At 56.5% G+C, this 25,965-nt stretch carries 24 protein-coding genes; 12 read left to right on the forward strand and 12 right to left on the reverse strand.

The genetic code is table 11. The features are described 5' to 3' along the window. Positions 1 to 118: 118 nt before the first annotated feature. The 3 genes from FHR87_RS11745 to FHR87_RS11755 form a co-directional block, all read right to left on the reverse strand. On the reverse strand, positions 119 to 403 hold the full coding sequence (locus tag FHR87_RS11745) for a DUF2790 domain-containing protein (RefSeq protein WP_183166916.1): 285 nt from the start codon (positions 401 to 403) through the stop codon (positions 119 to 121). Positions 404 to 973: 570 nt separating this feature from the next. Beyond that, positions 974 to 2,596: a GH32 C-terminal domain-containing protein gene (locus FHR87_RS11750; protein ID WP_183166917.1), complete on the reverse strand. Its 1,623-nt coding sequence runs from the start codon at positions 2,594 to 2,596 to the stop codon at positions 974 to 976. A 192-nt stretch (positions 2,597 to 2,788) separates the two neighbouring features. Beyond that, positions 2,789 to 3,232, reverse strand: coding sequence for a globin domain-containing protein (locus tag FHR87_RS11755; RefSeq protein WP_183166918.1), 444 nt, complete (start codon positions 3,230 to 3,232; stop codon positions 2,789 to 2,791). Positions 3,233 to 3,435: 203 nt separating this feature from the next. Here FHR87_RS11755 and FHR87_RS11760 point away from each other — a divergent pair, with 203 nt between their 5' ends. The 9 genes from FHR87_RS11760 (at position 3,436) to FHR87_RS11800 (ending at position 11,008) form a co-directional block, all read left to right on the forward strand. Further along, positions 3,436 to 3,765: a DUF2388 domain-containing protein gene (locus FHR87_RS11760; RefSeq protein WP_246336017.1), complete on the forward strand. Its 330-nt coding sequence runs from the start codon at positions 3,436 to 3,438 to the stop codon at positions 3,763 to 3,765. A 267-nt stretch (positions 3,766 to 4,032) separates the two neighbouring features. Then, positions 4,033 to 5,553, forward strand: a complete 1,521-nt coding sequence (locus FHR87_RS11765; RefSeq protein WP_183166919.1) for an efflux transporter outer membrane subunit — start codon at positions 4,033 to 4,035, stop codon at positions 5,551 to 5,553. Positions 5,554 to 5,676: 123 nt separating this feature from the next. Beyond that, the gene (locus FHR87_RS11770; RefSeq protein WP_183166920.1) at positions 5,677 to 5,889 is read left to right on the forward strand and encodes a hypothetical protein; all 213 of its coding nucleotides are present in this window, start codon (positions 5,677 to 5,679) and stop codon (positions 5,887 to 5,889) included. 352 nt (positions 5,890 to 6,241) lie between these two features. Next, a complete protein-coding gene (locus tag FHR87_RS11775) occupies positions 6,242 to 7,432 on the forward strand; it encodes a sugar transporter (RefSeq protein WP_183166921.1) in 1,191 nt (396 codons plus the stop codon). A 128-nt stretch (positions 7,433 to 7,560) separates the two neighbouring features. Continuing rightward, on the forward strand, positions 7,561 to 8,175 hold the full coding sequence (locus FHR87_RS11780) for a LemA family protein (protein WP_183166939.1): 615 nt from the start codon (positions 7,561 to 7,563) through the stop codon (positions 8,173 to 8,175). Continuing rightward, positions 8,172 to 8,906: a TPM domain-containing protein gene (locus tag FHR87_RS11785; protein ID WP_183166922.1), complete on the forward strand. Its 735-nt coding sequence runs from the start codon at positions 8,172 to 8,174 to the stop codon at positions 8,904 to 8,906. The genes FHR87_RS11780 and FHR87_RS11785 overlap by 4 nt, the downstream gene beginning before the upstream one ends. 27 nt (positions 8,907 to 8,933) lie before the next feature. Beyond that, positions 8,934 to 9,551 carry a TPM domain-containing protein gene (locus tag FHR87_RS11790; protein ID WP_183166923.1) on the forward strand — a complete coding sequence of 206 codons (618 nt, stop codon included), beginning with the start codon at positions 8,934 to 8,936 and terminating at the stop codon, positions 9,549 to 9,551. Between the two features lie 202 nt (positions 9,552 to 9,753). Continuing rightward, the gene (locus FHR87_RS11795) at positions 9,754 to 10,455 is read left to right on the forward strand and encodes an HAD-IA family hydrolase (RefSeq protein WP_183166924.1); all 702 of its coding nucleotides are present in this window, start codon (positions 9,754 to 9,756) and stop codon (positions 10,453 to 10,455) included. 73 nt (positions 10,456 to 10,528) lie between these two features. Continuing rightward, positions 10,529 to 11,008: a copper chaperone PCu(A)C gene (locus tag FHR87_RS11800; protein ID WP_183166925.1), complete on the forward strand. Its 480-nt coding sequence runs from the start codon at positions 10,529 to 10,531 to the stop codon at positions 11,006 to 11,008. Positions 11,009 to 11,015: 7 nt separating this feature from the next. Here FHR87_RS11800 and gorA read toward each other — a convergent pair whose 3' ends face one another. Next, the gene (gene gorA / locus FHR87_RS11805; RefSeq protein ID WP_183166926.1) at positions 11,016 to 12,377 is read right to left on the reverse strand and encodes a glutathione-disulfide reductase; all 1,362 of its coding nucleotides are present in this window, start codon (positions 12,375 to 12,377) and stop codon (positions 11,016 to 11,018) included. A 72-nt stretch (positions 12,378 to 12,449) separates the two neighbouring features. Here gorA and FHR87_RS11810 point away from each other — a divergent pair, with 72 nt between their 5' ends. Further along, positions 12,450 to 12,872 (forward strand): VOC family protein, encoded by a 423-nt coding sequence (locus FHR87_RS11810; protein ID WP_183166927.1) that lies wholly within the window; start codon positions 12,450 to 12,452, stop codon positions 12,870 to 12,872. Between the two features lie 57 nt (positions 12,873 to 12,929). On the opposite strand, the gene galU is transcribed toward FHR87_RS11810, so the two are convergent. Further along, complete coding sequence (galU, locus tag FHR87_RS11815; protein WP_183166928.1) at positions 12,930 to 13,772, reverse strand: UTP--glucose-1-phosphate uridylyltransferase GalU; 843 nt, start codon at positions 13,770 to 13,772, stop codon at positions 12,930 to 12,932. A 412-nt stretch (positions 13,773 to 14,184) separates the two neighbouring features. On the opposite strand from galU, the gene putA reads away from it, so the two are divergent. Further along, complete coding sequence (gene putA / locus FHR87_RS11820; protein ID WP_183166929.1) at positions 14,185 to 18,123, forward strand: trifunctional transcriptional regulator/proline dehydrogenase/L-glutamate gamma-semialdehyde dehydrogenase; 3,939 nt, start codon at positions 14,185 to 14,187, stop codon at positions 18,121 to 18,123. 195 nt (positions 18,124 to 18,318) lie between these two features. Continuing rightward, a complete protein-coding gene (hemN, locus tag FHR87_RS11825; RefSeq protein ID WP_183166940.1) occupies positions 18,319 to 19,704 on the forward strand; it encodes an oxygen-independent coproporphyrinogen III oxidase in 1,386 nt (461 codons plus the stop codon). Positions 19,705 to 20,342: 638 nt separating this feature from the next. Here hemN and FHR87_RS11830 read toward each other — a convergent pair. The 7 genes from FHR87_RS11830 to trbJ are packed head-to-tail and all read right to left on the reverse strand — an operon-like array spanning position 20,343 to position 25,963. Further along, positions 20,343 to 20,585, reverse strand: a complete 243-nt coding sequence (locus FHR87_RS11830; RefSeq protein ID WP_057380738.1) for a DUF2274 domain-containing protein — start codon at positions 20,583 to 20,585, stop codon at positions 20,343 to 20,345. Further along, positions 20,582 to 21,853 (reverse strand): TraB/TrbI/VirB10 family type IV secretion system protein, encoded by a 1,272-nt coding sequence (locus FHR87_RS11835; protein WP_057380739.1) that lies wholly within the window; start codon positions 21,851 to 21,853, stop codon positions 20,582 to 20,584. Before FHR87_RS11835 ends, FHR87_RS11830 begins: the two co-directional genes overlap by 4 nt. Positions 21,854 to 21,855: 2 nt before the next feature. Next, positions 21,856 to 22,848 (reverse strand): P-type conjugative transfer protein TrbG, encoded by a 993-nt coding sequence (gene trbG, locus FHR87_RS11840; protein ID WP_057380740.1) that lies wholly within the window; start codon positions 22,846 to 22,848, stop codon positions 21,856 to 21,858. After that, entirely contained in the window at positions 22,845 to 23,549 is a 705-nt protein-coding gene (gene trbF, locus FHR87_RS11845) for a conjugal transfer protein TrbF (RefSeq protein ID WP_057386250.1), read from the reverse strand. Before trbF ends, trbG begins: the two co-directional genes overlap by 4 nt. A 12-nt stretch (positions 23,550 to 23,561) precedes the next feature. Further along, entirely contained in the window at positions 23,562 to 24,947 is a 1,386-nt protein-coding gene (trbL, locus tag FHR87_RS11850) for a P-type conjugative transfer protein TrbL (RefSeq protein ID WP_130534012.1), read from the reverse strand. Further along, positions 24,944 to 25,264, reverse strand: a complete 321-nt coding sequence (locus FHR87_RS11855) for a hypothetical protein (protein WP_057380742.1) — start codon at positions 25,262 to 25,264, stop codon at positions 24,944 to 24,946. Before FHR87_RS11855 ends, trbL begins: the two co-directional genes overlap by 4 nt. A 12-nt stretch (positions 25,265 to 25,276) precedes the next feature. Beyond that, positions 25,277 to 25,963 (reverse strand): P-type conjugative transfer protein TrbJ, encoded by a 687-nt coding sequence (trbJ, locus tag FHR87_RS11860; RefSeq protein WP_338021248.1) that lies wholly within the window; start codon positions 25,961 to 25,963, stop codon positions 25,277 to 25,279. Positions 25,964 to 25,965: the final 2 nt, after the last annotated feature.

Below are 25,965 nucleotides of genomic sequence, written 5' to 3' on the forward strand. Positions count from 1 at the left end.
CTAGCAAGAGATTTGCCCGGATCGACCAAGGTGCCATCGGTTCAGTGCAAGTCGCACTTTCGCCGATGCCTTGGTTGGTCGGCAATGGGCCGTTCGGAGGCCATCACCTCTTCCTCGCTCAGTTGCAACGATTATCCATATCAACAACCTTATACGTTATGGCATGGCGCTGTCCTTGTGAATCATCGTAAACCATATGTGCCGGAACCACATCGCAGCTACTCATATAGTTACTGCCGTACTGGCGGCTAATCACACGGTGTATGTCCAGCTTCATACCGTATTCATATTGCTCGCTTTTTACGGATGGAGTGTCGTACGGAATCTGGATAGCGGGCAGAGTGGAATCAGCCAAGGCAAGCCCAGGCAAAATAGCCAATAATAAGAAAATAAGCCTTTTCATGATTAACCTCCTTTTTCCAACTCGCTGAAAATTTTTACAGAGCGGCGATGGAATAAGTTTGGTAATGTGAGGATGCTCCTGTCATTTGATTAGATTCCTGCTGCAATTACTGCAACCAATACCCTTCAAGCAGACGCCGGATATTTCAGGAATTATTTTTATGAAAATTAAATTCATATAAATCAATTATTTAAGATGTAAGGCAGATATTAAAGCAAATTAAGGAAATATCTTTTATAAATATTTAATATTATAAAAAACTCGTTTCTATTTCCGTAAACCCAGCGCTACAGTGACCAGAAGCTGGAGTTTATTCAAAGCCTTCTAAATAACGAAGCGAGTATGAATTTCCAGAAATAGCGCTTATTTTACAAGCTAACTCTGGATAGTTGGAGCGGGTAAGCCGGCATTCTGTAGTTTAGTTATTCAAGCCACTACTTTCGCACTGTCTGCAATATCGGATCAGTTTGCGGCCCTGGATGGTCTGGATATCCCGATCCCGGAGCGGCCCACTGACGTAGGCAGCCACAGGTTGGAGCTGGCTGGCCTGGAAAACTCCACAGGGTCCGGTCAACCGCGGCGCACCAGCGGGATGGGTGTGAGCGGGACGACGGTTATCGAGCGAATGACGGCGAGCCCGTCGAACGCCTCGGCAGTGATGCCGTTCGCGTCATTCGCGCCATACACGACCGCACTCAGCGCATGCTCGTCGCCGTTCACGAACATTTCAACCGAGGTACGATCGACGATGATGTCGAGATCGACAACGCCGTCTCGCGGCCTAACGCGGATCGTGCGCCCGTGGCGGTAGACCTCGGTCAGTTTATCAGCAATTGCATCGTGGTCGCGGACGATGAATGCCGTCTCGGTGGCGAAGTCGTAGCCAACGGTGGCGAAGTGCGTGCCGTCCGCCTTGAGTTTCAGTCGCACCTCCCGAGCCGGGTTGAGCGGATCTTGCGTGATTGAAGCGCGCAACCGGTACGCGGCACTCGGCGGCTGTGGCACTGCCCAGGTCTCGCCGTAGCCGATCAGAAGCTGCTCGATACGAGCCGGTTCGCCTTCGAGAGTGCTGATTGTATCGAGCGGGCGTGAGGTGAGCGTGAGCCGGCCGCTGATATCCTTCAAGCGTACCTCGCGCACGAGCGAGAGGTGGCTGCCACCCCATTCACCCGCCGGGAGCCGGCGGGCGTAGTCCCAATTGTTCATCCAGCCAATGGCATACCGGGTGTGCAGCTGCTCTTCGGCTGCCTGCCGTGGGTCAGTCCAGGTGACCGCGGCGTAGAAGTCCGACCCGTTGTCGAGCCACTGGGGTTCAGCCTGATCGGGGTGGAAGTTTGTTCCGTCCCACCTGCCGGTCCAGTAGGCATACCCGGAATTCATGCCGTAGTTGAACCCGTTTGCGCCGGTCGCCAGTACCCAGGTCGTGCGCGACGGATCGCCGTCGACCGACATGCGAAATAGCTCTGAGCATTCCATGATACCAAGGTCGTCGCGCATGAACCCCGACAGGTAGGTCCATTGCCTCAGGTTTGTAGAGGTGTAGAAGCCGATCTTGTGCGGCTCGGAGATGAGCATCAGCCAGCGTGAATGTTCCGCATCCCAGATGATCTTCGGATCGCGGAAGTCTGTGCCATCCGCGGGGTTGTGGAGGATGGGGTTATCTGCATACTGCTCGAACGTGTAGCCGCCGTCGGTGGAATAGAAGAGCGATTGGGTCTGCACAGCATTCAGCTGTTGCGTGGCGGCGGCAACGATCGCACCGGCACCGAATCCAGCCGTATTGTTTACGTCGATGACGGCACTGCCGGACTGGATGTCGCCGTCGCCGCGTGTGTATTTGTGGATCGCCACACCCTCATCGAACCAGTGCACCAGGTCAGTCGAGGTAACGTGGTACCACTCGGTACCATTTCCGTTCGGGTAGTCCTCATTGTAGAGGTAATACAGATGCCAGCGGCCATCGAGGAAAAATGGCCGCTGCGGATCGTTTATCCAGCCACTCGCTGGCGTCAGGTGCACCTCAGGGCGCAGTTCGCCGAGCCCTACGGTACTCACCCGCGAGGCGACAACTGGGTGGCTTTCTTCAGCGGCCATAAGTGCGGGGGACATGATTGCAACGGCTACCACGACGATGCGCAGCAATCTTGAGGGCACAATGAATCGGAATCGCTTGGTAGTCATCAGTTTATGCACGAGAAACCTCGCAATTCAGGCCGAGGAGGGATAGCGCGTCACGCCAGTTCCTTCTGAAGTTGAGCACTATCGAAGGTTGTTAGGAAATAGCCATCGGTCCGCAGGACCAGAAGGCCGCTGAAATCGCCTTCGCGAATCTTCGCTTTTGACCCTTGGGGTTGTTCAAGCAGTTGGTCTGGCAGAGCTTAATGATCAGTGCGCTTCGCCGTATAGCGACCGCTCATGACTGATCATGATATCTGCCAGAAACCAATAGGCTTCACCCCACGCATTGAGAATTTCATCAGTGGCTGCATCGCTCAACACATCCTTAATAGCCGGCAGCAGAGCGTTGGCCACAGCAGGATAGTGTTCGGCCTTGACATGGGTTGCCACATGCCGCGCACAGATCTTGTCGATGGCACCCTGGAGGGCGTCAAGGTTATCCACATTCTTGGCGAAAGCGAGGATGGCAGCAGCCAGGCGCTTGGGTTGTTCACCGGATGCATGCGCCGCCTCGTCGAACAATGCCTTGATCTTCGGATCGACAAACAAGCGTTCATACATGCGTGTTGTGATCGCAACGCCATGCTCCTGTAGCACAGGTGCAGTGGATTTAATTATGCGGATGGTTTCAGGAGAAAGAGATTTGTTCATTGATAATTCCTGGCAATTACTGGGTTGCAGTGATTTTCTGCTGCTTGATCTTGCGGGGCGTTTTTACACAACCTGGAGCAGAAGGCAATCGCAAGTATCTGCGGAACCAGGTACAGGCTCGAATTCAAAAACAAGTTTTTAGCAATCTCTATACCGCCAACTAAAATTCGAGATATAGGCGATTCGAAAATCCAGGAGCTACCATGTTGAATCGTTATGCATTCACAATCATCTGCATGGCTACTCTGCTGCAGGCTGGAACGGCTTCGGCACTCAGTGTCACGATGATCACTGATTGGACTGCCGAGAAAGTCACCAATTCGGTGGAGAGTACATCTGACTTTACTTCGTCGTCTTTCAAGGATGACAAGGTTGTGCAAGAGGCCCGCGACGACGCTGCCTGCTTCGTCGCCAGCAATGGTGAGCAACGCGGCGTACGCCTGGAAGCCGCGCTTGAGCATATCCGCAACCTGGCTCCACAGCTGGCTCAGGCCAGTGATTTGCAGCTGGCCCAAGCGATTCTGACGATCTGAAATAATGCGCTGCTGATGTAGCGCTATGACTCTTTGCTGGCGCAGTGAAAGTCTGCGACGGCCCGGCAGTAAGTTCGTTCCTTCAATGGGCTGAAAGCGGAGCGGGCGAGCTGAAGCGTCCAGCATTTAGTCATATCTGGTCATATTTTATTATAAATAGCCTGCATTAATCTTGGATTAAGTACTGCAAGTATACAATCAAGCCCTGACGCCGCTTCTTAGATCACTTTCAACGGCTGTATCCGTCCTACATCAGGGTTCTGTATTGTGTCCCACGATCTCCAATTGGGTCTTTGCCTGACCACGCTATTTGCTGTGCTCACAAGTCTCGCAGGCTGCATAGACAGTCGCGGCATCATCCCGCAAGCCGGCCTATTGCACGACAAGGAACTGGTTACCGATAAAGCCATTCGCAAAGCCATCGAGACCGCCTGGCCCGATCACCAATGGTGGCAGGCATATGCTGATCCTCAACTGAATATCTGGATTGAACAGGCTATGGCTGACAGCCCGACTTTAGCTCAGGTGCGGGCACGCGTCCGGCAGGCTCAGGCCATGGTCGATGTTGCCGAAGCAACTGAAGCGCCACAGCTGAATTTCGATACCAGAATCCAGTACAAGCGCTGGCCGGACGATTTTTTCTACGGCCCATCCACACTTAACCACAACGCTAACTTGAACAGCCGTACCAATCTGAGACTGAGTTATGACCTCGATCTGTGGGGACGTTTACGCAACAACCAAGAGCAGGCCATGAATCTGGCCCAGGTCGTTGCAACCGAAGAACGGGCAGCGGTGCTGGAACTGGAAAGCAACATCGTGCGCAGCTATATCCAACTGGCGCTGTATTACGAAGAGTTGGATATCGTCAACGCCTCACTGCATCAACGCGAAAAGCTGCTGCAGCTGGCCGAGCAGCGTTTGCGTATGGGGCTGGGGACTCAGTTGGAAATCAACGAGGCCGAGGCACCGATTCCGGATGTCCGTCGCCAGCTCGATCTGTTGCGTGAAAACATCGCCTTAGCGTGTAACCAGCTGGCTGCTCTGGCTGGTAAAGGACCGGGTGAAGGCGCACAGCTCAAGCGGCCAAAATTGTCGCTGCATGCGAAGCCGGCCTTGCCCTCGAGTCTGCCACTGGAATTGCTCGGACGTCGCCCGGATGTGGTCGCCAGTCGCTGGCAGGTGACTGCCGAAGCACGTGGTATCGAAATGGCCAAGGCGGAGTTCTATCCGAACGTGAACCTCTTGGCCGCTCTGGATACGTTGTCGAGGGGAGGCAGCCTGTTGCACTTCCTGCAATACGAGAGCCTGGCTAGAGCGTTTGGGGCGGCGATAAGTCTGCCGGTCTACGATAATGGCCGTCGGCGTGGCAATCTGAGTGCTAATACAGCTGGCTACGACATGGCCGTCGAACAATACAACCAAACGCTGGTCATGGCGCTGAAAGACATATCTGACCACTTGATCCGATTGCATTCGCTGCATGAGCAGCATGAATTCGTCACGCATGCACTGGATACTGCGAAACGGCGCTACGAACTGGCTCAGAATGCTTATGACCGTGGCCTGGTGGATTACCGGCGGGTATTGGAAGCGCAGACCGAACTGTTCGAGCAGCAGCGTCTACGTAAGCAGATCCATGCTTCTCAATTAAGTACCCAGGCCAAGCTATGGGTATCGCTTGGCGGTGGCGTGCTTGATGCAGGCAGTAGCCCAGTCAATGATTGGCTGAAAGCTCGGGACATCCTGCATAACCCCGTGCACCCTGGATCACCCGATGCGGGATGAACCGCCAGGGTAAGTGGAAAACTGCCGAAAAGACCCTCACTTGCAGTGATCGGCGATCTAGAGGCGAAGCAACTGTCTACTACCTCGCGAGACTAAACAAGATAAGGAAGAGGAGTAGCGGGCATGAAATACCAAGAGCGGACACGCAACAGCTACCATGCAGTGGCAGAGCTGCTGCCAGCACACCTGCATGGCCTTATCTATTATTACGGCGAGCGAGACGCCCAGGGGTGGCCCGAAACCATAGCCTTGGATCTGCTGTTGGAAGGATGTCTGGAGCATTGCGTGATAGATGCCAAGACTCTGGAACGGATTCACGAACTGCTCGAGGTTTAGTGGGTGCCACACATAAATCTGTGAGCGCTACAGATGACTGACGCCAGCATCATCGTAGTGGAAAACAGAAGAAGAGGGCGCGCCACCCACCTGAAAGCAGAGCCGCTGGTCAGCGGGGTTTTCCCAAGTCTGACAGGTGTGTTGTAGAGGCTCGATGCTGCACGTAGAATCCGCGGCGTTCAGGCCGTATCCGTACTCACTCACCGCGTTCTAGCTCCTGGGGCTCATCAATAAAGCCGTGGGGCGACGTTTGCTGCGCGCGAGTCTCGCCGATATGACTTCTTTCCTCCACATTCCATATTCCGTGCAGCCCTCTCAATAGGAATATGGTTGAACGCTAGATATCGCCCACATGAATACATCTGTTGATGCTTGTGTCAGGAATTGGCTCAGTGTTGTCGCATTGGCTTTGGCTGCTTTTATTTTCAACACGACAGAGTTTGTTCCTGTCGGTTTATTGAGCGATATCGGCAGCAGTTTCGATATGTCGACAGCCCAGGTCGGGCTGATGCTGACGATTTACGCATGGGTCGTTGCATTGGCGTCTTTGCCAATGATGTTGCTGACCCGAAATATCGAACGGCGCAAGTTGCTGATGCTGGTTTTTTTGCTGTTTATCGTCAGCCATCTTCTTTCTGGCGTGGCTTGGAGCTTCGGCATTCTGGTATTGAGCCGGATCGGTATCGCTATTGCGCATGCGGTTTTTTGGTCGATTACGGCATCTCTTGCCGTACGCATGGCTCCAGAGGGCAGGCAGGCTCAAGCTCTGAGCTTGCTGGCCACAGGGTCTGTTCTGGCCATGGTGCTTGGCATTCCTCTCGGGCGTATTGTTGGCGAGGTTTTGGGTTGGCGTACGACCTTTCTGTCGATTGCGGCCATTTCCGGCGCTACCATGCTCTGTCTGGCAAAAGCATTACCTGTCTTGCCTAGCCAGAATTCGGGTTCGCTCAGAAGCGTTCCGGTGCTTTTCAAACGGCCGGCGTTAGTGTCGCTCTATGCATTAACCGTTCTGGTTGTTACTGCGCAATTCACCGTGTACAGCTATATCGAGCCGTTTGCCCAGGTTGTAGCTCACATGAGCGAAGATATGACCACGGTATTACTATTGTTGTTTGGTGGTGCGGGTATTCTTGGTTCCATCTTGTTCAGCCGTTACAGCAGCCGCTACCCGAAAGGCTTTTTGATCATGGCGATCCTTGTATTGGCCTTCTGCCTGCTGTTGCTACTGCCGTCCGCTGAAGACCCTTCACACTTCGGCTCTTTGAGTGTGGTTTGGGGAATCGCCATCATGTGCCTTGGACTTGCACTGCAGTCAAAAGTCCTATCGCTGGCCTCTGATGCTACCGATGTGGCCATGGCTCTGTACTCCGGCATCTATAACATCGGCATCGGTGCTGGAGCCTTACTGGGTAGCCTGGTGAGTAATAATTTGGGGTTATCCAACATCGGTACTGTAGGCGGGCTGCTTGCTATAAGTGGGCTGATATTGTGTTGCCTCACAACCTATAACTTTGCCAAGCCACTCAGGACAAATGCCTTGTAGGAGATTCAGTCACTGCTTCGCTGCATGTTGCTGAACTCGACCGCATACGCTGCTTCTAATTCGGTTATCTAGTTTGGTTGTTAAGCTGGGCCAATTTTCATGTTTTTATCCAAGGGAAAGGAAAAATAATGGTCACCGTGCGTCAACCTGCTTCGACCAGCGGCAAGCTGGTAATTCTCTTATTTCTTTCTTTGCTGTTGTCAGGCTGCGGAATAAATAATATTCCGCAATACGACGAGCAAGTTAAATCGGCTTGGGCACAAGTACAGAACCAGTATCAACGACGTGCCGATCTGATTCCCAACTTGGTGGAGACGGTCAAAGGCTATGCCAAACAGGAACAAGAAACACTGACGCGGGTGATCGAAGCACGAGCCAAGGCCACATCGATCCAAGTTGATGCCAATACGCTGGAAGATCCGCAGAAGCTTCAGCAATTCGACCAGGCTCAGCAGCAACTAAGTGGCGCATTAAGCCGACTGATGGTGGTGTCCGAGCGTTATCCGGATCTCAAGTCCAACCAAAATTTCCTAGCCTTGCAATCACAGCTCGAAGGTACCGAGAACCGGATCGCCGTTGCACGTCGCGATTTCATCACTGCTGTGGAGCGATATAACACCGAGATCCGCACCTTTCCAGGCAAGCTTTGGCAGATGACGCTGTATCGCGATATGAAAGTACGTGAGAATTTCAAGGCGACCGCACCCAATGCCGACCAGGCGCCACATGTGAATTTCCAATGAAGCAATGGCTGTGTCTGCCACTGCTCCTGCTTTGGGGGGCAGCGTTGCTGGCACAGACTGCCACGGGCTTTCCCGCACTCAGTGGTCGAGTCGTGGATCTGGCCGAGCTGTTGGATGTGCAGACCCGCATCCAGCTCAATCAAACGCTTGAAGCCCATGAGCAGGCCACCACAGAACAGGTAGTCGTAGTCACCTTGCCAAGCCTGCAGGGCAGGGCCATCGAAGACTATAGCTATCAACTCGGACGTCACTGGGGTATTGGACAAGAAGGCAAGAATAACGGCGCATTGTTGATTGTGGCGCGAGACGACCGCCAGGTACGCATCGAGACGGGCTATGGCTTGGAGGATCGCCTGACAGATGCGCAGTCATCGATCATCATCAACCGGATTATCGTACCAGCGTTCAAGCGTGGCGATTTCGCTGGAGGCATTCGCGACGGTATTGGTGCGATCCTGGAAGTGCTTGGAAGTGAGCCTGTGGCGCAAGCTGCAGAAAAACCTTCACGCTATGAATCGCAGAGCTTGTCCGCAATGGCGTACCTCGTGTTATTCATCATTATCGTGATGCTGCTGCGGGGTGGTGGCGGCGGGCGGGGTGGCGGCCGTTCGATTTTAACCGGGGCGGTGCTGGGCAATGTGCTGGGCGGTGGCCGTTCTTCAGGCAGCGGTGGTGGTTTTGGCGGAGGCGGCGGCAGCTTCGGCGGCGGTGGTGCTTCGGGTGGCTGGTGAATCCACATTGAAGAATACGGGAACTCCATGACGTTACTAAGCGAAAGCGAGCAGCAGCAGGTCGCTGCAGCGATCAAGCGAATCGAACGTGACACCGATGCCGAATTAGTCACTGTATTGGCGGCCCGGGCAGATGATTACACCTATATCTCTCTGCTCTGGGCAGGAATGCTGGCCTTGTTAGGACCGGGAGTCATCAATTATTACCCGCTCTGGCTGAATGCTCATGAGTTACTGCTAACACAGTGGCTTACCTTCATCGTACTCAGTCTGTTATTCAAAGTGCCGGCTATTACTACTCGTCTGGTTCCGCAGCGTGTACGTCACTGGCATGCCGCGAATCTGGCACGGCGGCAGTTTCTGGAGCTGAAGCTGCACCATACCGAAGGAGGCACGGGCATGCTGATCTTCGTCTCCGAGGCAGAACGCTATGTGGAAATTCTGGTTGACCATGGTATTTCCAGTCAGCTTAGCGACGAAACCTGGGCAGCTATCGTTAGTGACTTCACCATGGCAGTACGTCGTGGTGAAACATTACAAGGTTTTCTGACATGCATCGCCGCGTGTGGTGAAGTCCTCAGGCAACATGTACCAGTAACCCGACTGCGCAATGAGTTGCCAGATCACTTGGTTATCCTGACCTAAAGGTAAAGGGTCGCGACAATACTTCGCATAATATTTATTATGTTAAATTAAGTATTATTGATTTTCCCAGATTGATCAGTTGCAAAGCCCCTTCTCCTTCGCAGATTGTCTTGTCGAACAAATGATGCGATTGCGCTAAGGTGACAAGCACACCCTATATGTTCAATCGTATGCAGACAACTCAACAGAAAGAGGCCTGTCCATGAGGCGAATCAGTTACATCGACCTGCTGATCTGCGATTGCGATGGAGTATTAATCGACAGCGAAATAATTACTGGCCGTGTGGTACGCGAGGCACTCAGCCAGCTGGTTCCGGAACACGAGCTGGAAATAATACTCAACGGTACTTTCGGCTTGCAGAGCCGGGACATCATTGCCAGGGTCGCAGCGCACTTCAATCTGGTGTTACCGGAAGACTTTCATCCGAAAGTACGTGAACGCAGCGAATCTATCATTCGTACCGAAGGGCAAGCCATTGCTGGCGTCAGGGACGCCCTTTACGCCATAGACCTTCCCCTTGCTGTCGCTTCCAACAGCCGTAGCGATGCAGTCAGGCACGCCTTGCAGCGTTGTGGTCTGACTGAGCGCGTGAACAAGGGTGTCTTTGCCGCTGAACTTGTCCAACACCCCAAACCGGCACCAGATATCTATTTGCTGGCAGCCAAGACGGCAAGTGTTGCACCACAGCGTTGTCTGGTCGTGGAAGATAGCGCGACTGGTGCGACTGCGGCGCTGACTGCCGGGATGCGCGTAATAGGTTTCCTGGGAGCCAGCCATATTCCTCCGGAGCACGGCGAGATTCTACGTGAGCTGGGTGTCGAGCATCTGCTGTCGGATATGCGTGAATTACCGGCCCTGGTGGAAAGGTTACGTTACCTCGAGCCAGGTTCGACCTCTTCCTGACCTGCTGCAGATCGAAAACCTGTACGAACCAGCGTGCCAAGGTTGTAATTTCCACATCTAATGAGGGGTTTCCATGTTGTTTCGTCTGTTGGCTGCGGCGGCCTTGAGTGTGGCCTGTCTTTGCGTCAATGCTCATGAACACGATGGTGCAACGAACCAAGCCAAGAGCTTGATCGTTTCTCAGGCTTGGTCACGTGCCATGCCTGCTTCGGCTCCAACAGGTGCAGCGTATTTCATTATCGACAACCACTCCGGAAAGAGCGACCGATTAACTAGTGTATATGCTGTTGTTGCTGACAAGACGGAACTGCATAGCCACATGCATGTGAATGGGCTGATGCGCATGCAGCACGTCGAATCAGTCGATATCCTGGCCAATGACCAGGTTCAATTCGAGCCTGGTGGTTATCATGTGATGATGTTCGGCCTGAAGCAGCCGCTGGTGGCAGGAGAAAGCTTTTCGCTGACACTCGAGTTCGAGCACGCTGGAGAAATAACGACCGAAGTAAAGATCATGGATGCGGCACCGGGGCCGCACTCCTCGATGAGGTAGTAGGCGATCAGTCTACTTTCGCCGGCGTGCGCATAGTCACGAATTCCTCTGCGGCGCTGGGGTGAATGCCAACAGTTTCATCGAATATCCGTTTGGTCGCGCCGGCTTTCAGGGCCACGGCAAATCCTTGCATGATTTCTCCTGCTTCGGGACCTGCCATATGGCAACCCAGCACTTTGTCGGTCTCGGCATCCACTACCAGCTTCATCAGGCTGCGCTCTTGTGTGTCAGTGAGCGTCAGCTTCATTGGTCGAAAGCGGCTTTCGTAAATACGCAGCCGTACACCCTTCTCTCTTGCCTCTTCCTCGGTCAAGCCAACAGTCGCCAGGTTAGGTAGACTGAATACGGCGGTAGGAATCAACTTGTAATCCACCGGACGGTATTCTTCAGGCTTGAATAAGTGTCTCGCCACGGCCATGCCCTCGGCCAACGCCACAGGCGTGAGTTGAATTCGACCGATTACATCGCCAATGGCGAGAATCGATGGCGTCGTGGTCTGGAACAGATTGTCGACGACCAGATAGCCACGCTTGTCTCGCTCGATCTCGACATTTTCCAGACCAAGGTTATCGAGCATTGGGCGCCGCCCCGTAGCATAGAGAATGCAATCGGCTTCCATGACCCGGCCATCCTTTAGGGTAGCCTTGAGCGTGCCGTCCGCCTGTTTATCGACACGGGCAATATCGGTATTGAACTGCAGATCAATGCCTTTCTTGATCATTTCATTTTTCAAATGATCGCGCAGCGAGCCATCGAATCCACGCATGAATAACTCGCCCCGATACAGTAAACGAGTTTCCGAACCGCAGCCATTCAGAATCGATGCGAACTCCACGGCGATATAGCCACCACCGACCACCAGGGTCCGCTTGGGCAAGCTCGGTAGGTAAAACGCTTCATTGGATGTGATGACATGTTCGTTCCCCGGAAATTCGGGAACATGCGGCCATCCCCCGGTCGCGATGAGAATATGCTCGGACGTATATGACTTGCCAGCCACTTCGATCCGATGTGCGTCCAGTATCTGAGCATGCTCCTGAAACAGAGTGACGCCGCTCTCGACTAGCAAATTCTTGTAGATGCCGTTGAGTCGTTCAATTTCGCTATTCTTGCTGGCGATCAGGGTGGCCCAGTCGAAGGTTACCCCATCCACTGACCAGCCATAGCCCTTTGCCTGATCGATGTCCTCAGCGTAATTCGCACCGTACACCAGCAGTTTTTTCGGTACGCAGCCGACATTGACACAGGTACCACCCAGATATCGGCTTTCGGCCACTGCTACGCGCGCACCGAAGCTGGAAGCGAAACGGGCGGCCCGGACACCGCCGGAACCGGCTCCAATGACGAATAGATCGAAGTCATAAGCCATGATTAGTAGTCTCCTTTCAATAAGCGTCAGCATAACCCAGGCTGACGGCATTGATCATGAAAGGAGGATTCCATGTCCCCTACCCTGACTCATATTGCGTTGCACGTACCTGATCTGGATGCCTGCGTCGATTTCTATGAGAGGTTCTGTGGCATGCATGTATTTCATCAACGCGAGGCCAAGGGTTCTCGCATCGTCTGGATGGCGGAACCCGGCAAAGAACGTGCGTTTATTTTCGTGATCATGCCAGGAGGCACAGACCGAGCACTGGCCGCCAACGATTACAGCCATTTCGGCTTCGCCTTGGAAAGCCGCCAGGCGGTCGATGCGATCGCAGATCTAGCCCGGCAGGCCGGCTGTTTGATCTGGGCACCGAAACAGGAACCCTACCCGGTTGGCTATTACTGCGGCTTGCGCGATCCGGCGGGAAATTATGTGGAGTTCAGTTATGGGCAGCCGTTGGGACCAGGAGCAGATGATTTACCTGTCTGTTGAAGCAAAAAAGGCCACCGAGCAGGTGGCGGTGGCCTTGGCGAGAACACGTTCCGGTAATCAGTTGAACGCTTTACCAGTCAGGTAAAAATGCTCATAACAATAATTGGTGGCAGCGATATAGCCTTCTGCGCTACCGCAGTCGAAACGCTGCCCTTTGAATTTATAAGCCAGCACGCAACCTTGGTTGGCCTGCTTCATCAGTGCATCGGTGATCTGAATTTCGCCGCCTTTACCTGGTTCGGTTTCTTCGATCAGATCAAAAATATCCGGAGTAAGAATGTAGCGACCGATGATCGCCAGATTGGACGGCGCATCTTCAGGCTTGGGTTTTTCCACCATGTGGCTGACGCGGAAAATATCTTCGCGAATCATCTCTCCAGCGATTACACCGTATTTGTAAGTTTCTTCCGGCGGCACTTCCTGAATCGCTACGATGGAGCAGCGAAACTGGTTGTACAGCTTGACCATCTGGGTCAAGACGCTGTCGCCGTCGAGATTGATGCAAAGGTCATCGGCCAGCACCACTCCGAAAGGCTCGTCGCCGATCAGCGGACGACCGCTGAGGATAGCGTGGCCCAAGCCTTTCATTTCGACCTGGCGGGTATAGGAGAATTTGCATTCGTCGATCAGACGACGGATCCCGACCAGGTATTTTTCCTTGTCGGTATTGCGAATTTGGTGTTCCAGCTCATAGCTGATATCAAAATGATCTTCCAGAGAGCGCTTGCCACGCCCGGTAACCACTGCGATCTGGTTGAGACCCGCCTCAAGGGACTCTTCAACCCCATATTGAATCAGGGGCTTGTTCACTATCGGTAGCATTTCCTTGGGCATGGCCTTGGTGGCGGGCAGAAAGCGCGTACCGTAACCGGCTGCGGGAAAGAGGCATTTTTTGATCATGGGAGTCCTTGAAATTTATGAAGGTTCCAGTTGGTATCTCTACTTTCACTCGAGGCAAAAGCTGTTTTGTCTGTTTTGTTGACATCGGCTGACAAGATCAGCCGGCTTGTTTTCCAAACCACTGCTGATTATTGCACTTGATCCTGTAGCCAAGTCAGATCAGTTTTCCGCCAAAAAAAAGCTGATATCCAGACCTATGACCAGAAATTGATCTCGTGGTTCGTTGCTTTGTTCGTTCGACTATTACCGAGCTTGCGGCAAAGCGCCATTAGGTTGAGCTCCTGCCTCGAAAATGTCCAATCGACATGCTTAATTCCAGAGAAGAACTCCTTCGGTACGTCGCATCGAGTTTCACCTTATGTGCTTACAGGGTTACTCTCGAGTCATTCATTCGTGCCGGAGAACAGTCGACATGCTCAAGAGCACGCGCGCGATTACGCTCGAAAACACTACTTATGAGCGTTTGGAGCAATTGGCCCAGATGCTTGAACGCTCACCTGAGTGGTTGGTTGAACAAGCGATTTCCGCCTATCTGAAACAGCTGGAGAGCATTGGCCAGATCGTTGATTTTCCCAAACAGAGTAATTCTGCCAGCGCACAGCAGGAAGACCGGCAGCCGTTCCAGGAGCTAGCTGCCGGTATCCTGCCGCAATCGGTTCTACGTACGGCCATTACCTCGATTTATCGCAGCCCCGAGCCGGAGTTGCTGCCAGCATTGCTGGAGCAGGCTCGCCTGCCCAAAGTACGGGCCATTGCAGTTCACGGTCTGGCCCGAAGTCTGACCGAACAGCTGCGTAAGCGAAAACCAAGCAGCGGTCGCGCCGGGCTGGTTCAGGGCATGCTGCAGGAGTTTTCACTTTCATCCGACGAGGGAATAGCGTTGATGTGCCTGGCCGAAGCCTTGTTGAGGATTCCTGACAAGGCCACGCGCGACGCTTTGATCCGGGACAAGATCGGAACGGGTAACTGGCAGCATCACCTGGGCCAAAGCAACTCCCTGTTCGTCAATGCAGCAACCTGGGGTTTGCGCCTGAGCGGCAAGCTCATTACCAAGCCAAAAGAATCCAGCCTTGCCTCTTCACTCAACCGGATTATAGGTGAAGGTGGCCAGCCGCTGATCCGCAAGGGCATCGACATGGCTATTCACATGCTCGGCGAGCAGTTTGTCAGCGGCGAGACAATTGCCCAGGCGCTGGCCAGTACCTCTACTTCAGAGGAAAAAGGGTTTCGCCATTCGTACGACATGCTGGGCGAAGCCGCACTGACCGCACAGGATGCCAAAGGCTACCTGACCTCCTACGAGCAGGCCATTCATGCTATCGGCAAAGCTGCCAATGGCCGGGGGATTTACGAAGGCCCCGGGATTTCCATCAAGCTTTCCGCCTTGCATCCACGCTATAGCCGTGCCCAATACCAACGAGTCATGGAAGAGCTTTATCCGGCCCTGCTCTCCCTGGTTCTGTTGGCTAGGCAATATGAGATCGGCCTGAATATTGACGCCGAGGAAAGCGAGCGTCTGGAACTGTCACTGGATTTGCTAGAGCGCCTTTGCTTCGAACCGAAACTGGCAGACTGGAACGGTATTGGGTTTGTCGTGCAGGCTTATCAGAAGCGTTGTCCGCTGGTTATCGATTACCTGATTGACCTGGCCAGACGCAGTCACCGTCGACTGATGATCCGCCTGGTCAAGGGAGCCTACTGGGACAGCGAGATAAAGCGCGCCCAGGTTGATGGGCTGGCAAACTATCCGGTCTTCACTCGCAAGGCCTATACGGATGTTTCCTATCTCGCTTGTGCCCGCAGGCTGCTAGCTGCTCCCGATGCGGTTTACCCTCAGTTCGCCACCCACAACGCCCATACAGTGGCTGCAATCTACCATCTGGCTGGACGAAAGAATTACCAGGCCGGGCAATATGAATTTCAATGCCTGTACGGCATGGGCGAACCGCTTTACGAGCTGGTAGTAGGTAATGGCGTTAATCGTCTTGATCGCCCGTGTCGCATCTACGCCCCGGTCGGCAATCATGGAACTCTGCTGGCCTATTTGGTACGGCGTCTGCTGGAAAATGGAGCCAACTCATCCTTTGTCAATCGAGTCGCCGACCATTCCGTATCGCTCGATGATTTGGTCGCCGATCCTGTAGCGCTCATCGAGCGGATGGGTACCTGGGAAAGCGCCATCGGCTTGCCTCATCCCAGGATTCCGCTGCCGCCCAAGCTGTATGGCGAGATGCGGAGCAATTCGCGCGGGCTCGATCTTTCCAACGAACACGATCTCGGCGCCTTGGCTTGTGCACTGCGCGACAGTGCCGGAAAAACCCGCACGGCTGAACCCTTGCTCGGTTGCGAGCAGGTAACGGCCGATGAACCGAAAGCGTTACTTAATCCAGCGGATCATCGAGAAGTCATTGGCAAGGTATGTGAAGCGTCCAGGCAGGATGTCGACAATGCCCTCGCCTGCGCGGTATCCAGCGGGCCAGCCTGGCAAGCCCTGCCAGCCACCGAGCGCGCCGCGATGCTCGAACGTGCGGCAGACTTGATGGAGGCGCGTGCCGCACCGTTGATTGAATTACTGGTGCGAGAAGCTGGCAAGACACTTGCCAGCGCGATTGGTGAAGTACGCGAAGCGACAGATTTTCTCCGCTATTACGCTGCGCAAGTGCGCGACAGTTTCGACAATCATACTCACTGCGCCTTGGGGCCAGTGGTTTGTATCAGCCCCTGGAATTTTCCATTGGCGATCTTCACCGGACAAGTGGCCGCGGCTCTTGCAACCGGCAACACCGTACTGGCCAAACCTGCCGAGCAGACTCCGTTGATTGCCGCCCAGGCAGTGCGGCTGCTTCACGAAGCGGGCATCAGTAAAGGAGCTTTGCAGCTTTTGCCTGGACAAGGCGAGAACATCGGTGCCCGTCTGGTAGCCGACGAGCGCATTCGTGGTGTGCTATTCACTGGTTCCATCGAAGTGGCACGTCTTATCCAACGCAGTATTGCCGACCGACTCGACGAGCAAGGTCGCAGCATTCCACTCATAGCTGAAACCGGTGGCTTGAATGCCATGATCGTCGACTCGTCGGCCTTGCCGGAGCAGGTAGTCCAGGATGTAATCGCGTCAGCTTTCGACAGTGCCGGCCAGCGCTGTTCGGCATTGCGGATACTATGCGTGCAAGATGATATCGCCGACCAGATAATCTCCATGCTGGGAGGAGCTCTGGCCGAATACCGCCTTGGCAACCCGCAGCGCCTGCAGGTCGATATCGGGCCGGTAATCGATACCGATGCCCGAGACAATATCGAGCAGTATATTCAGGCCATGCGAGACAAAGGGCACAAGGTGTCCCGGCTCGCACTTGCCGATGGAGATGAATGTACTCAGGGTTCGTTTGTCATCCCGGCACTGATCGAACTGGAAAGTTTCGATGAAGTACGTCGGGAGATTTTCGGGCCGGTTCTACATTTAGTACGCTATCCACGCGATGGCCTCGAAGGCTTACTCGAGCAGATAAATGCTTCGGGTTATGGTCTGACCATGGGTGTCCATAGCCGAATTGATACTACTATAGCTTGCCTCATCAAGCATGCTGCGGTAGGTAATCTATACGTCAATCGCAGCATGATCGGCGCGACTGTAGGCGTACAGCCTTTTGGTGGCGCAGGGCTTTCCGGTACTGGTCCCAAGGCTGGCGGGCCACTCTATCTTTACCGTTTGCTCTCGGCTCGCCCGCAAAACGCGCTGACCCAGGCATTTCGACTGATCAATGCGGATGAATCCGCCATACAAGTGCATGAATCGACACCCTCGGTAAAAGCCTTGCAGACTTTTCAAGAGTGGTTCAGTAAGCGCAACCCGACCGCTGCAAAATTGAGTACCCAATACGCAGAACATTTTCCGGGAATCACTACGCGCCTGCTTACCGGCCCTACCGGCGAGAGCAACAGCTACAGCCTGTTACCACGGCGGCACGTACTCTGCCTAGCTCAGGGGTTGAACGATTTGCTGATTCAACTGGCTGCCGTATTGGTGGCAGGAGGCCAAGCACTATGGGTAGAAAGTGACGCGCAACGCGATCTTTACCGTAGTCTTCCTCTGGAAGTACAGGCACGAGTGCTACTGATTTCGGACTGGTGCGCCGATGACGTGCATTTCGATATTGTGCTTCATCATGGGGATCCGGATCAGTTGCGTAAAATCTGCCGACAGGTGGCTCAGCGGACCGGTCCAATCATTACGGTATACGGCCTGGCACCCGGTGATACTGATATTCCATTTGAGCTGTTGCTTATTGAACGAGTACTTAGTGTCAATACCACTGCAACGGGTGGAAATACGCGCCTGATGACACTGGATTGAAAGTATTTCTGTTTTCTGGGTCGGGTAGAATAAAGCGGTAGATACATGGATTGGCAATCAAATTTATGATGTTATAATTTTTAGTCTTTGCGAGAGGCGCTAAGGCTAAAATTGCCGCTTCCATCCGGTTCAGCATGGTCTTTGCAGGCTTTGTCTCCATACCGGCACCTCCCGTTATTATTAGGTGAATTCCGTATGGCTCAGCCAACTACTTTCAATCGTGCTCTGGTCAAAAAATATGACCGCTCTGGGCCTCGTTACACGTCTTATCCAACTGCGCCCCAGTTCCATCAAGACTTCACAGCTGAACACTACCGTCAAGTTGCCCTCGCGAGTAATCGCCAGGAAGCAGTAAAACCTTTGTCGATCTATATCCATATCCCCTTTTGCAAAAGCCTTTGCTATTACTGTGCCTGCAATAAGATCGTTACCCCAAAAACCGAGCGGGCGGCGGAATATTTAGACTACCTGAAACGCGAAATAAACTTACAAGCTGAACTCTTTGATCGGACGCGAAAGTTGACCCAGCTTCACCTTGGCGGTGGAACTCCAACTTATCTCGATCAGAAGCAACTTACCGAACTTATGGAGTCATTGCGCCAAGCCTTCAATATGGATGAAAGCGACAATCATGAGTTCTCGCTGGAGGTAGATCCACGTACCGTTACCCCATCACAAATTCATGATCTGCGTGCACTCGGCTTCAATCGCCTTAGTTTTGGGGTTCAGGATTTCGACGACAAAGTGCAAGCGGTCGTCAACCGCGTACAGAGCGAAGAGCAAATCCGCACATTAGTCCTGGCCGCGCGCGAAGCGCGCTTCAAATCAGTCAGTGTCGATCTCATCTACGGCCTGCCACTACAAACCGAAGCAAGTTTTGCCGTCACGCTGGACAAACTCATCGGTATGCGTCCGGATCGCATCGCTGCCTATAGCTATGCCCACCTCCCCCATATGGTTCGAGCCCAGCGTTTGATTCGCCCAGAAGACATGCCTCCGCCGGAACGCAAGCTGGAGCTACTTGAACTGACCATCAACCGCCTGACCGAAGCTGGCTATATCTATATCGGCATGGATCATTTTTCTCTGCCCGAAGATGAACTGGCCCTGGCACGCGAAAACGGAACCTTGCACCGTAATTTCCAGGGTTATTCCACTCATGCCGATTGTGATCTCATTGGTCTGGGGGTTTCTTCTATTGGCAAGGTCGATGAGAGCTACAGCCAGAATCTCAAGGAACTCGCTGATTACTACGCCTCCCTGGATATAGGACGCCTACCAATTCATCGTGGGTACCTGCTGACGACCGATGACCGTTTGCGGCGGGACGTAATCATTTCCCTCATGTGTCACGGCCGGATCGATTTCCGTGAAATCGAAGATCGATATGGCATCTCGTTCCAGGATTATTTCGCCGATAGCCTGGGCAAACTGGACGAAACAATCAACGATGGCCTGCTGGAATACCGTGACAATAGCCTCATCCTGCGTCCCCAAGGACAGCTGATGATGCGCAACATCGCCATGGCTTTCGATGCCTATCTCGACGAGCAACACGGACGCTTTTCCAGAACAGTATAAAAGCCTATTGCAGGTTGCACGTATCCGGGCGGATCGCTATAGTCCTGCCCGCTACGATCAGCCTTTAGGCAAATATTTAAAACCATCCTTTCTTCACCATGCCCGGATGGCGAAACAGGTAGACGCAAGGGACTTAAAATCTGTTTTGTCAAGTCCTTTCTGCTAGAACTACCGAGCCAGAAGGTCAATAGTGACAACGGTTTGCGGGCATCCGAGCTGTAGCTTTGCAGCTAGGCTTGACGGCCAGGGGCCAGCTAGGCGCCAGTAGATGGAGGTAGGTGTTTTCAGTGCGTTGAGCACTACGCCCGAGTGGTGAAATCGGTAGACACAAGGGACTTGAACAATTTGAGCCTTCGGGGGGAAACGCCCGAAGTGAAGCCCGTCAAAGTCGGCGAACGCCCTGGATGCTTTTGCATCCGAGCCAACGCCGAGCCAAGCCCAAGCTACAGCTTGGGAAGGTGTAGAGAGCAGACGGCGGGCACCTACGGCCGCAAGGCTATGGTGAAGGCGTGCTCCAGACCACGAACGCCCTGCGTTGAGCAGGGCGGCGGCGAAAGTCGAAGTGGTAAGAAAATCCCTCGCCGAAAGGCGTGCCGGTTCGATTCCGGCCTCGGGCACCAATCCAGAGCCGCCCCTGTTCACGCAGGGGCGGCTTTTCCGTTCTTGGGCTGTGTGCGCTTGAATCCCCGATCCCCCGCCATGAACGCCTCCAGCATGTGCGGAATCAACTTCTCTGCATCGACCGCCTCGCCATACGCCTGCGCGTGCAGCGCGGCGTAGCGGTCGAGGTCGGCTTTCAGGCTGGCCGGGCAGGCAAAGGTCAGCTTGACGTTCTCGGTCTTGGGCAGCGGCCCGAGCCGCAGCTTCTTGGTCGCGCTCATTGCGAAGCTCCCCGATTGAAGAACAGCGGCTGGTAGGGCCGCAGCACTAGATCCCGGTTGACGATGATCCGCACCGGCAGGCCCGGCCGCTCGGTCAGCGTCGGCTGGATGTTCATGTTGCGCCGGGTGATCTCCTGGCCGACCTGATTGATGCTGTCCTGTGCGCTGTCACGCCCGGCGATGACGATGCGGTTGCCGTCCTGCCGATTCTCCGGTGCGGCCAGTTCGGCGCTGACGCCCAGCAACGTCGTCAGCACTGCGCCGGCGACGATGCGCTTCCAATGCCAGTCCACGTCATCTTCCAGGCCCGAGTAGCCCGCAGGATCTGTGCCCACAAGGTTGTCTAGTGTCAGCGATGACGTGTCCGGCAGGATGATGCGATTCCACACCACCTGCACGCGGCTCTGCCCGTAGCTGACTTGGCTGTTGTATTTGCCCAAGATGCGCGATCCCTGCGGGATCAGCAGGAACTTGCCGGTGGCCGTGTCATAGACCGGCTCCGTGACGGTGCCGATCACGTCGCCCGGTAAGTCCGACTTGATGCCCGTCACCAGCGCACCCGCGATCACCGTCCCGGCCATCACCTGATATGGCGATGTCGGCAGCGCCAGGTTGCCGGAATTGCGGGTTTCCGTAGAACCGGCTTTCAGGAACGCCTCTTTCTGGTCTTGCCGGTTTTGCACGGCGGTTGGGTCGGCAGGCTGGGCCGCCGTCGAGGCCGGCCCTGCGGCAAGCGGGTCGAAGGCCGCGAGCGCGCTGGCACCACCGGCACCCGGCGCCGCTTGCGCCACCGTGGCGGTCGCCTCGCCTTGGCCGCCCGAGCGGAAGAACACCGACGAAGCCGCAGCGGCTTCCGCCTCCTTGCGCAAGGCGTCGTTGGGATCGTGGCCAGGGGCTGCGTAGGCGGCCACGGCCGGCTGCTGTGAGTTCACGATGGCCGGGCCGAGGTCGCCCGGCAGCGGCGGCCCCAGCTCCGGCACTTTCGGCGGCAGCTTCGAGTAGTCCGAAGGCAGGCCGTCCAGCCCTTCGGACTTCGAGACGCGATCGACGTTGTAAAGCTCGGTCTGTTCGCTGGCTCCGCGCCGCTGCGGTTGCAGCGACCAGATCGTGGCCCCGAGCACGGCGACCGACAGGCCGCCTACGAGGATGGCCAGCGTGCGCCGGTTCAGGCGCGTGACCGGGCGCGGCTGGGCGCGCAGCGTCACCGCCTCGGGCGCGACCTTGCCCGCCTGCGGCGTGGCGAGGTCGGGGGTGTCGTCCTGGCTCATGGTCAGTTCCTCCGCGCAACGCCGTCCGTGCGCTCAATCCGCACCACGTCGCCCTTGTCACCGCCCAGGCGCAGTTCGGCCGCGCCGAACAGCCGATCCACGATGTAATACGGCGAGCGGAAGCGGTAATTGACCAGTTGCCCGCCGCCTTCCGGCCCGATCACGAACAGCGGCGGCAGCTCGCCTTGCGCGATGCCGGCGGGGAACTGGATATAGACCTTCTGCCCGTCGTCGAACGCGCGCAGCGGCTTCCACGGCGGGTTGCTGCCGCTGACCGCGTAGCGGAAGCGCAGGTTCTCCAGCGACAAGCCGGAATCCACCGGCGCGGCGGCGCTGGCCGCCTGTGCCTGGCGCTGCAAGGCCAGCATCCGGTCGCGCGGATACTCCCAAGAAGCCGATGCCATCCACGTCTTTTCCGTCGAAGCCAGCTCCAGCAGGTATGTCCTGCGATTGGTGGTGATGACGAGATTGGTCTTGAGGCCCGAGCGGATCGGCTTGACCAGCACGTTCACGCGCAGGTCGGCACCGCTACCGCTCGATGTGTCGCCCACGATCCAGCGCACGGTATCGCCAGCGGCCACCGTTACCAGTTCCTCGCCCGGCTGGAGCGAAACCACGGTCACGCGGCCCACGGCCGCATAGACCTGATAGAGCGCGCCATCCGTGAAAGGCCACACCTGAATCGCGTTGACGTAGCCCTCGCGCGTGGGCGCGACGCGGGCCTCGGCATTGGCGCGCGAGACACGCACCTTCTCGTCTGCCGGCTCCGGCGTGGGCTTGGCGTCATCGGCTTCGGGCAACGGCTTCAACTGCGCCGGCATCGGTAGCACCTCGGGCACAGCCACCACTTCCACAGGCGCGGGTAGTTCAGGCAGCGGCTGGGCCTGCACCGGCTCATCAAGCGAAATCACGGGCGGCGGCTTGCCCTGCGTGGCGCAGCCCGCCAGGGCCGCAAGCGTCAGCACGGAAACGTAAATACGGAAAGACAGGTTCATGGTTTGGCTCCTTCGGAAGAATCCAACTCGCGGCTCCACGACAAGCCGTTGACGTAGATGCCCAGGGGGTTCTTGCGCAGGCGTTCTTCGGTGCGCGGCGGTTGGAGCACGATGGACACCACGGCCGTCCACCGTTCCAGCCCGGCCGTGGCGCCATTGACGTACCGGCGTTCCGTCCAGCGCACGTTGAAAGACGTGTCGCTAGCGCGCACGACGCTCGTGATCTGCACCGTCACCGACTCCTTGCCGATACGCGCGAACGGGTCGTTCACGCGCGCGTAGTCGTTGAGCACGGCCGCGCCCTTGTCGGTCGTGTAGTCGTAGGCGTCGAGCCAGTTCTGGCGGACAACGATGGGGTCGATGGACAGCGAGCGCACCAGGCCGATGAAGCGGCCTAGGTGGTACGCGGTCTGTGCATCGCTGGGCCGGTACGGCGTGGCGGCTTCGCCCACGGCGCGCACCTGGCCTGCGTTGTCCACCTCCACCACGTAGGGCGTCACGATGGACTGCGCCGAGCGCCACACCAGGCCGCCGGCCATCAGCAGCGCGAGCGTCAGGCAGCCGAAGGCCATCAGCCGCCAGTTCTTCGCCTGCACGCGCGGCGTGCCGATACGGTCGTCCCACACCTGGCCGGCAGCTTGATACGGCGTGGCAGGCTGCGGCGTGTCGGCATAGCGCACCTGCGGTTTCTTGAATCGCATGGTCAGTTCTCCTTATGAATCGGAATCGCGCAGGCTCGGGCCTTGCCCGGAGCCGCCGCCATCGCCACCGCGCAAGGCGTGGGCGGTAGTAGTCGCGGCATGGGTGAGTTGCTGGCGGCGATGCAGGCGCTTGGCCCAAGCGGGCTGTTCCTGCGTCTGCGCGGTGGCGGTGCCGGATGCGGCCTCGCCTGCGGCACCCTGACCGGATGCCGCGCCTGCGCCACTATCGGCCGCAGCGCCATTCCAGCCAGCGCGGAAGGGAGCAGCCATGCGTTGCCCGGCTGCGGAGGCGCGAGATGCAGCGCCTCGCCCGGCTGCCTGCGCGCCTGTCTTGGCGACGTTGCCCAAGCCCGCCATTGCGCCTTTCGCACCACCGCCTGCGGCGGCGGAGCCGGCCTGGAACGCCGATTTCGCACTGCCAGCCGCCGACGTGGCCGCACGCGCACCAGCGCCAGCCAGCTTGGCGGCAGCCGGTGCCATGCGCGCGCCAGCGGCTACCGCGCTGCCTACACCCGTGGCGGCGGCACCGACGGCCACCGCCGTCCCGGCTGCGCCGATAGCCGCGCCCGCCATTGCGCCCGCGCCGAGCTGCGGCGCACCGGACACAAGGCCCGTGGCGATGCCAGGGCCGAAGATCCCCAGCGCCAGCAAGGTGAGCGAGGCCAGCATGATGACCAGTGCATGGTCGATGGACGGCTCATCGGGATGGACTTGGAACTGAGTGAACAGGCCCGAGCCGATACCGACGATCACGGCCAGCACCAGCACCTTGACGCCGGAGGCAACCACGTTGCCCAAGACTTTTTCGGCCAGGAACGAAGTCTTGTTCCAGAGCGCGAACGGCACCAGCACGAAGCCCGCGAGCGTGGTTAGCTTGAACTCGATGAGCGTGATGAAAAGCTGGATCGCCAGCACGAAGAAGCACAGCACTACGACCAGCCAGGCGAGGAACAGCACCAAGATGGCATCGAGGTTCAAGAACACCTCGGGAAATCCCATCATGTCGTCCATCTGGAGGAAGATCGGCCCGCCCGCGTCAAGGCCGGTTTTTGCCAACCGGCCCGGCTGCAAGAAGTTCTCCATCGTGATGGCCGAGCCGGTGGCGGTGATGCCCAATCCCGCGAACGAGCGGAAGACGATGCTCGCCAGCCAGTTGAAGTTATTGATGATGTAGGCGAAGGCACCGACGTACATCACCTTGCGCAGCAGCTTGGCGATCACGTCCTCGCCCTGGCCGGTGGCGTGGCTCATGGCCCAATACAGCCCGGCGATCGTCATGTCGATAACGATCAGCGTGGCGGTGAGGAAGGCCACTTCGCCCCGCAGCAGCCCGAAACCCGAGTCGATGTAGGCGGCGAAGGTGCTGAGGAATTGGTCGATGATGGTCACGTCATTCATGGCATGGCCTCCGGTTCGGGGGGCAGTGCCGGTGCCACGCCATCGGCCGGCTCATCGAAGCTCGGTGGGATCGGCGGCAGGTCGGCCAAGGTCTGGTATTCATCCGGCCCAGCCAGGCCGGAGAAGAAGCGCCGCCGGAAGGCTTCGGCGGCGGCGCGGCAAGCGTCCTCGCCCGTGGCCTGCCGGTCGGCCGCGCATTGCGCGCGCAATGTCTTGAGTCGCACGGGATCGGCGGCCAGGGCATCGGCATGGTGGTCGGTTGGCTGCTTGCCGCAAGCGGCCAGCAGCACGACACCAAGGGCGAGGACGCATCGCATGGCGGCCTCCCGTCAGTTGCCGTAGAAATCCACGCGCTGCGGCGTGTACGGCGTGCCTTCGCCCATGAAACGCCGCCGCACCTCGCGGGCGCGCTCCGTGGCCGCCGCCTGCCGCGCCAGCTCCAGCGAGGCGGCCCGGTCTTGCGTGATCTGAAGCCGCTGCGACTGGATCGACTGCTTGGCCTGCAAGGCGAGCAACTGGTTCATGGCCTGCATCGCTTGCAGCGCGCCTTCGGCCGACTGGCTCTTGCCAACGAGATCGGCCAGCACGCTTTCGTCTTCGCCCAGGTTCTGCGACACCTGTGCCTGCATCTGCATGGTGGTTTGCAAGCCGTTGAGCGTGTTCCGCCAACGCTCCTGCGCGTCGCGGTACATCTGGTCGCCGCTGACGGTGGCGGCGTACTGCTCGGGGTACAGGCGCGCGAACTCCCGATCGAGGTTCGTCACGTCGTAGGCCAAGCCTCGGGCCTGCGCGATCAGCCGCTCGGTCGTCGCCAGGTTGGCGCGCAACTGGTTCACCACGCTGGACGGCAGGCTGGCGAGGTTGCGCGCCTGGTTCATCAGCATCTGCGCTTCGTTCTGAAGCTGCTGGATCTGGTTGTTGATCTGCTCCAGCGTGCGGTTCGCTGTCAGCGTGTTATTCTCGATGTTCGTCGGATCGAACTCGAGCCATTGAGGTTTTTCTGTTTTTGTGTATATTT

Source organism: Azomonas macrocytogenes (genome assembly GCF_014191985.1).
Taxonomy (GTDB): domain Bacteria; phylum Pseudomonadota; class Gammaproteobacteria; order Pseudomonadales; family Pseudomonadaceae; genus Azomonas; species Azomonas macrocytogenes.

Excerpts from the sequence above, each read along its gene's own strand:
- FHR87_RS11745 (WP_183166916.1), bottom strand. The coding sequence starts at position 403 with ATGAAAAGGCTTATTTTCTTATTATTGGCTATTTTGCCTGGGCTTGCC.
- FHR87_RS11755 (WP_183166918.1), bottom strand. The coding sequence starts at position 3,232 with ATGAACAAATCTCTTTCTCCTGAAACCATCCGCATAATTAAATCCACT.
- FHR87_RS11760 (WP_246336017.1), top strand. The coding sequence starts at position 3,436 with ATGTTGAATCGTTATGCATTCACAATCATCTGCATGGCTACTCTGCTG.
- FHR87_RS11770 (WP_183166920.1), top strand. The coding sequence starts at position 5,677 with ATGAAATACCAAGAGCGGACACGCAACAGCTACCATGCAGTGGCAGAG.
- FHR87_RS11775 (WP_183166921.1), top strand. The coding sequence starts at position 6,242 with ATGAATACATCTGTTGATGCTTGTGTCAGGAATTGGCTCAGTGTTGTC.
- FHR87_RS11780 (WP_183166939.1), top strand. The coding sequence starts at position 7,561 with ATGGTCACCGTGCGTCAACCTGCTTCGACCAGCGGCAAGCTGGTAATT.
- FHR87_RS11785 (WP_183166922.1), top strand. The coding sequence starts at position 8,172 with ATGAAGCAATGGCTGTGTCTGCCACTGCTCCTGCTTTGGGGGGCAGCG.
- FHR87_RS11790 (WP_183166923.1), top strand. The coding sequence starts at position 8,934 with ATGACGTTACTAAGCGAAAGCGAGCAGCAGCAGGTCGCTGCAGCGATC.
- FHR87_RS11795 (WP_183166924.1), top strand. The coding sequence starts at position 9,754 with ATGAGGCGAATCAGTTACATCGACCTGCTGATCTGCGATTGCGATGGA.
- FHR87_RS11800 (WP_183166925.1), top strand. The coding sequence starts at position 10,529 with ATGTTGTTTCGTCTGTTGGCTGCGGCGGCCTTGAGTGTGGCCTGTCTT.
- gorA (WP_183166926.1), bottom strand. The coding sequence starts at position 12,377 with ATGGCTTATGACTTCGATCTATTCGTCATTGGAGCCGGTTCCGGCGGT.
- FHR87_RS11810 (WP_183166927.1), top strand. The coding sequence starts at position 12,450 with ATGTCCCCTACCCTGACTCATATTGCGTTGCACGTACCTGATCTGGAT.
- galU (WP_183166928.1), bottom strand. The coding sequence starts at position 13,772 with ATGATCAAAAAATGCCTCTTTCCCGCAGCCGGTTACGGTACGCGCTTT.
- putA (WP_183166929.1), top strand. The coding sequence starts at position 14,185 with ATGCTCAAGAGCACGCGCGCGATTACGCTCGAAAACACTACTTATGAG.
- hemN (WP_183166940.1), top strand. The coding sequence starts at position 18,319 with ATGGCTCAGCCAACTACTTTCAATCGTGCTCTGGTCAAAAAATATGAC.
- FHR87_RS11830 (WP_057380738.1), bottom strand. The coding sequence starts at position 20,585 with ATGAGCGCGACCAAGAAGCTGCGGCTCGGGCCGCTGCCCAAGACCGAG.
- FHR87_RS11835 (WP_057380739.1), bottom strand. The coding sequence starts at position 21,853 with ATGAGCCAGGACGACACCCCCGACCTCGCCACGCCGCAGGCGGGCAAG.
- trbG (WP_057380740.1), bottom strand. The coding sequence starts at position 22,848 with ATGAACCTGTCTTTCCGTATTTACGTTTCCGTGCTGACGCTTGCGGCC.
- trbF (WP_057386250.1), bottom strand. The coding sequence starts at position 23,549 with ATGCGATTCAAGAAACCGCAGGTGCGCTATGCCGACACGCCGCAGCCT.
- trbL (WP_130534012.1), bottom strand. The coding sequence starts at position 24,947 with ATGAATGACGTGACCATCATCGACCAATTCCTCAGCACCTTCGCCGCC.
- FHR87_RS11855 (WP_057380742.1), bottom strand. The coding sequence starts at position 25,264 with ATGCGATGCGTCCTCGCCCTTGGTGTCGTGCTGCTGGCCGCTTGCGGC.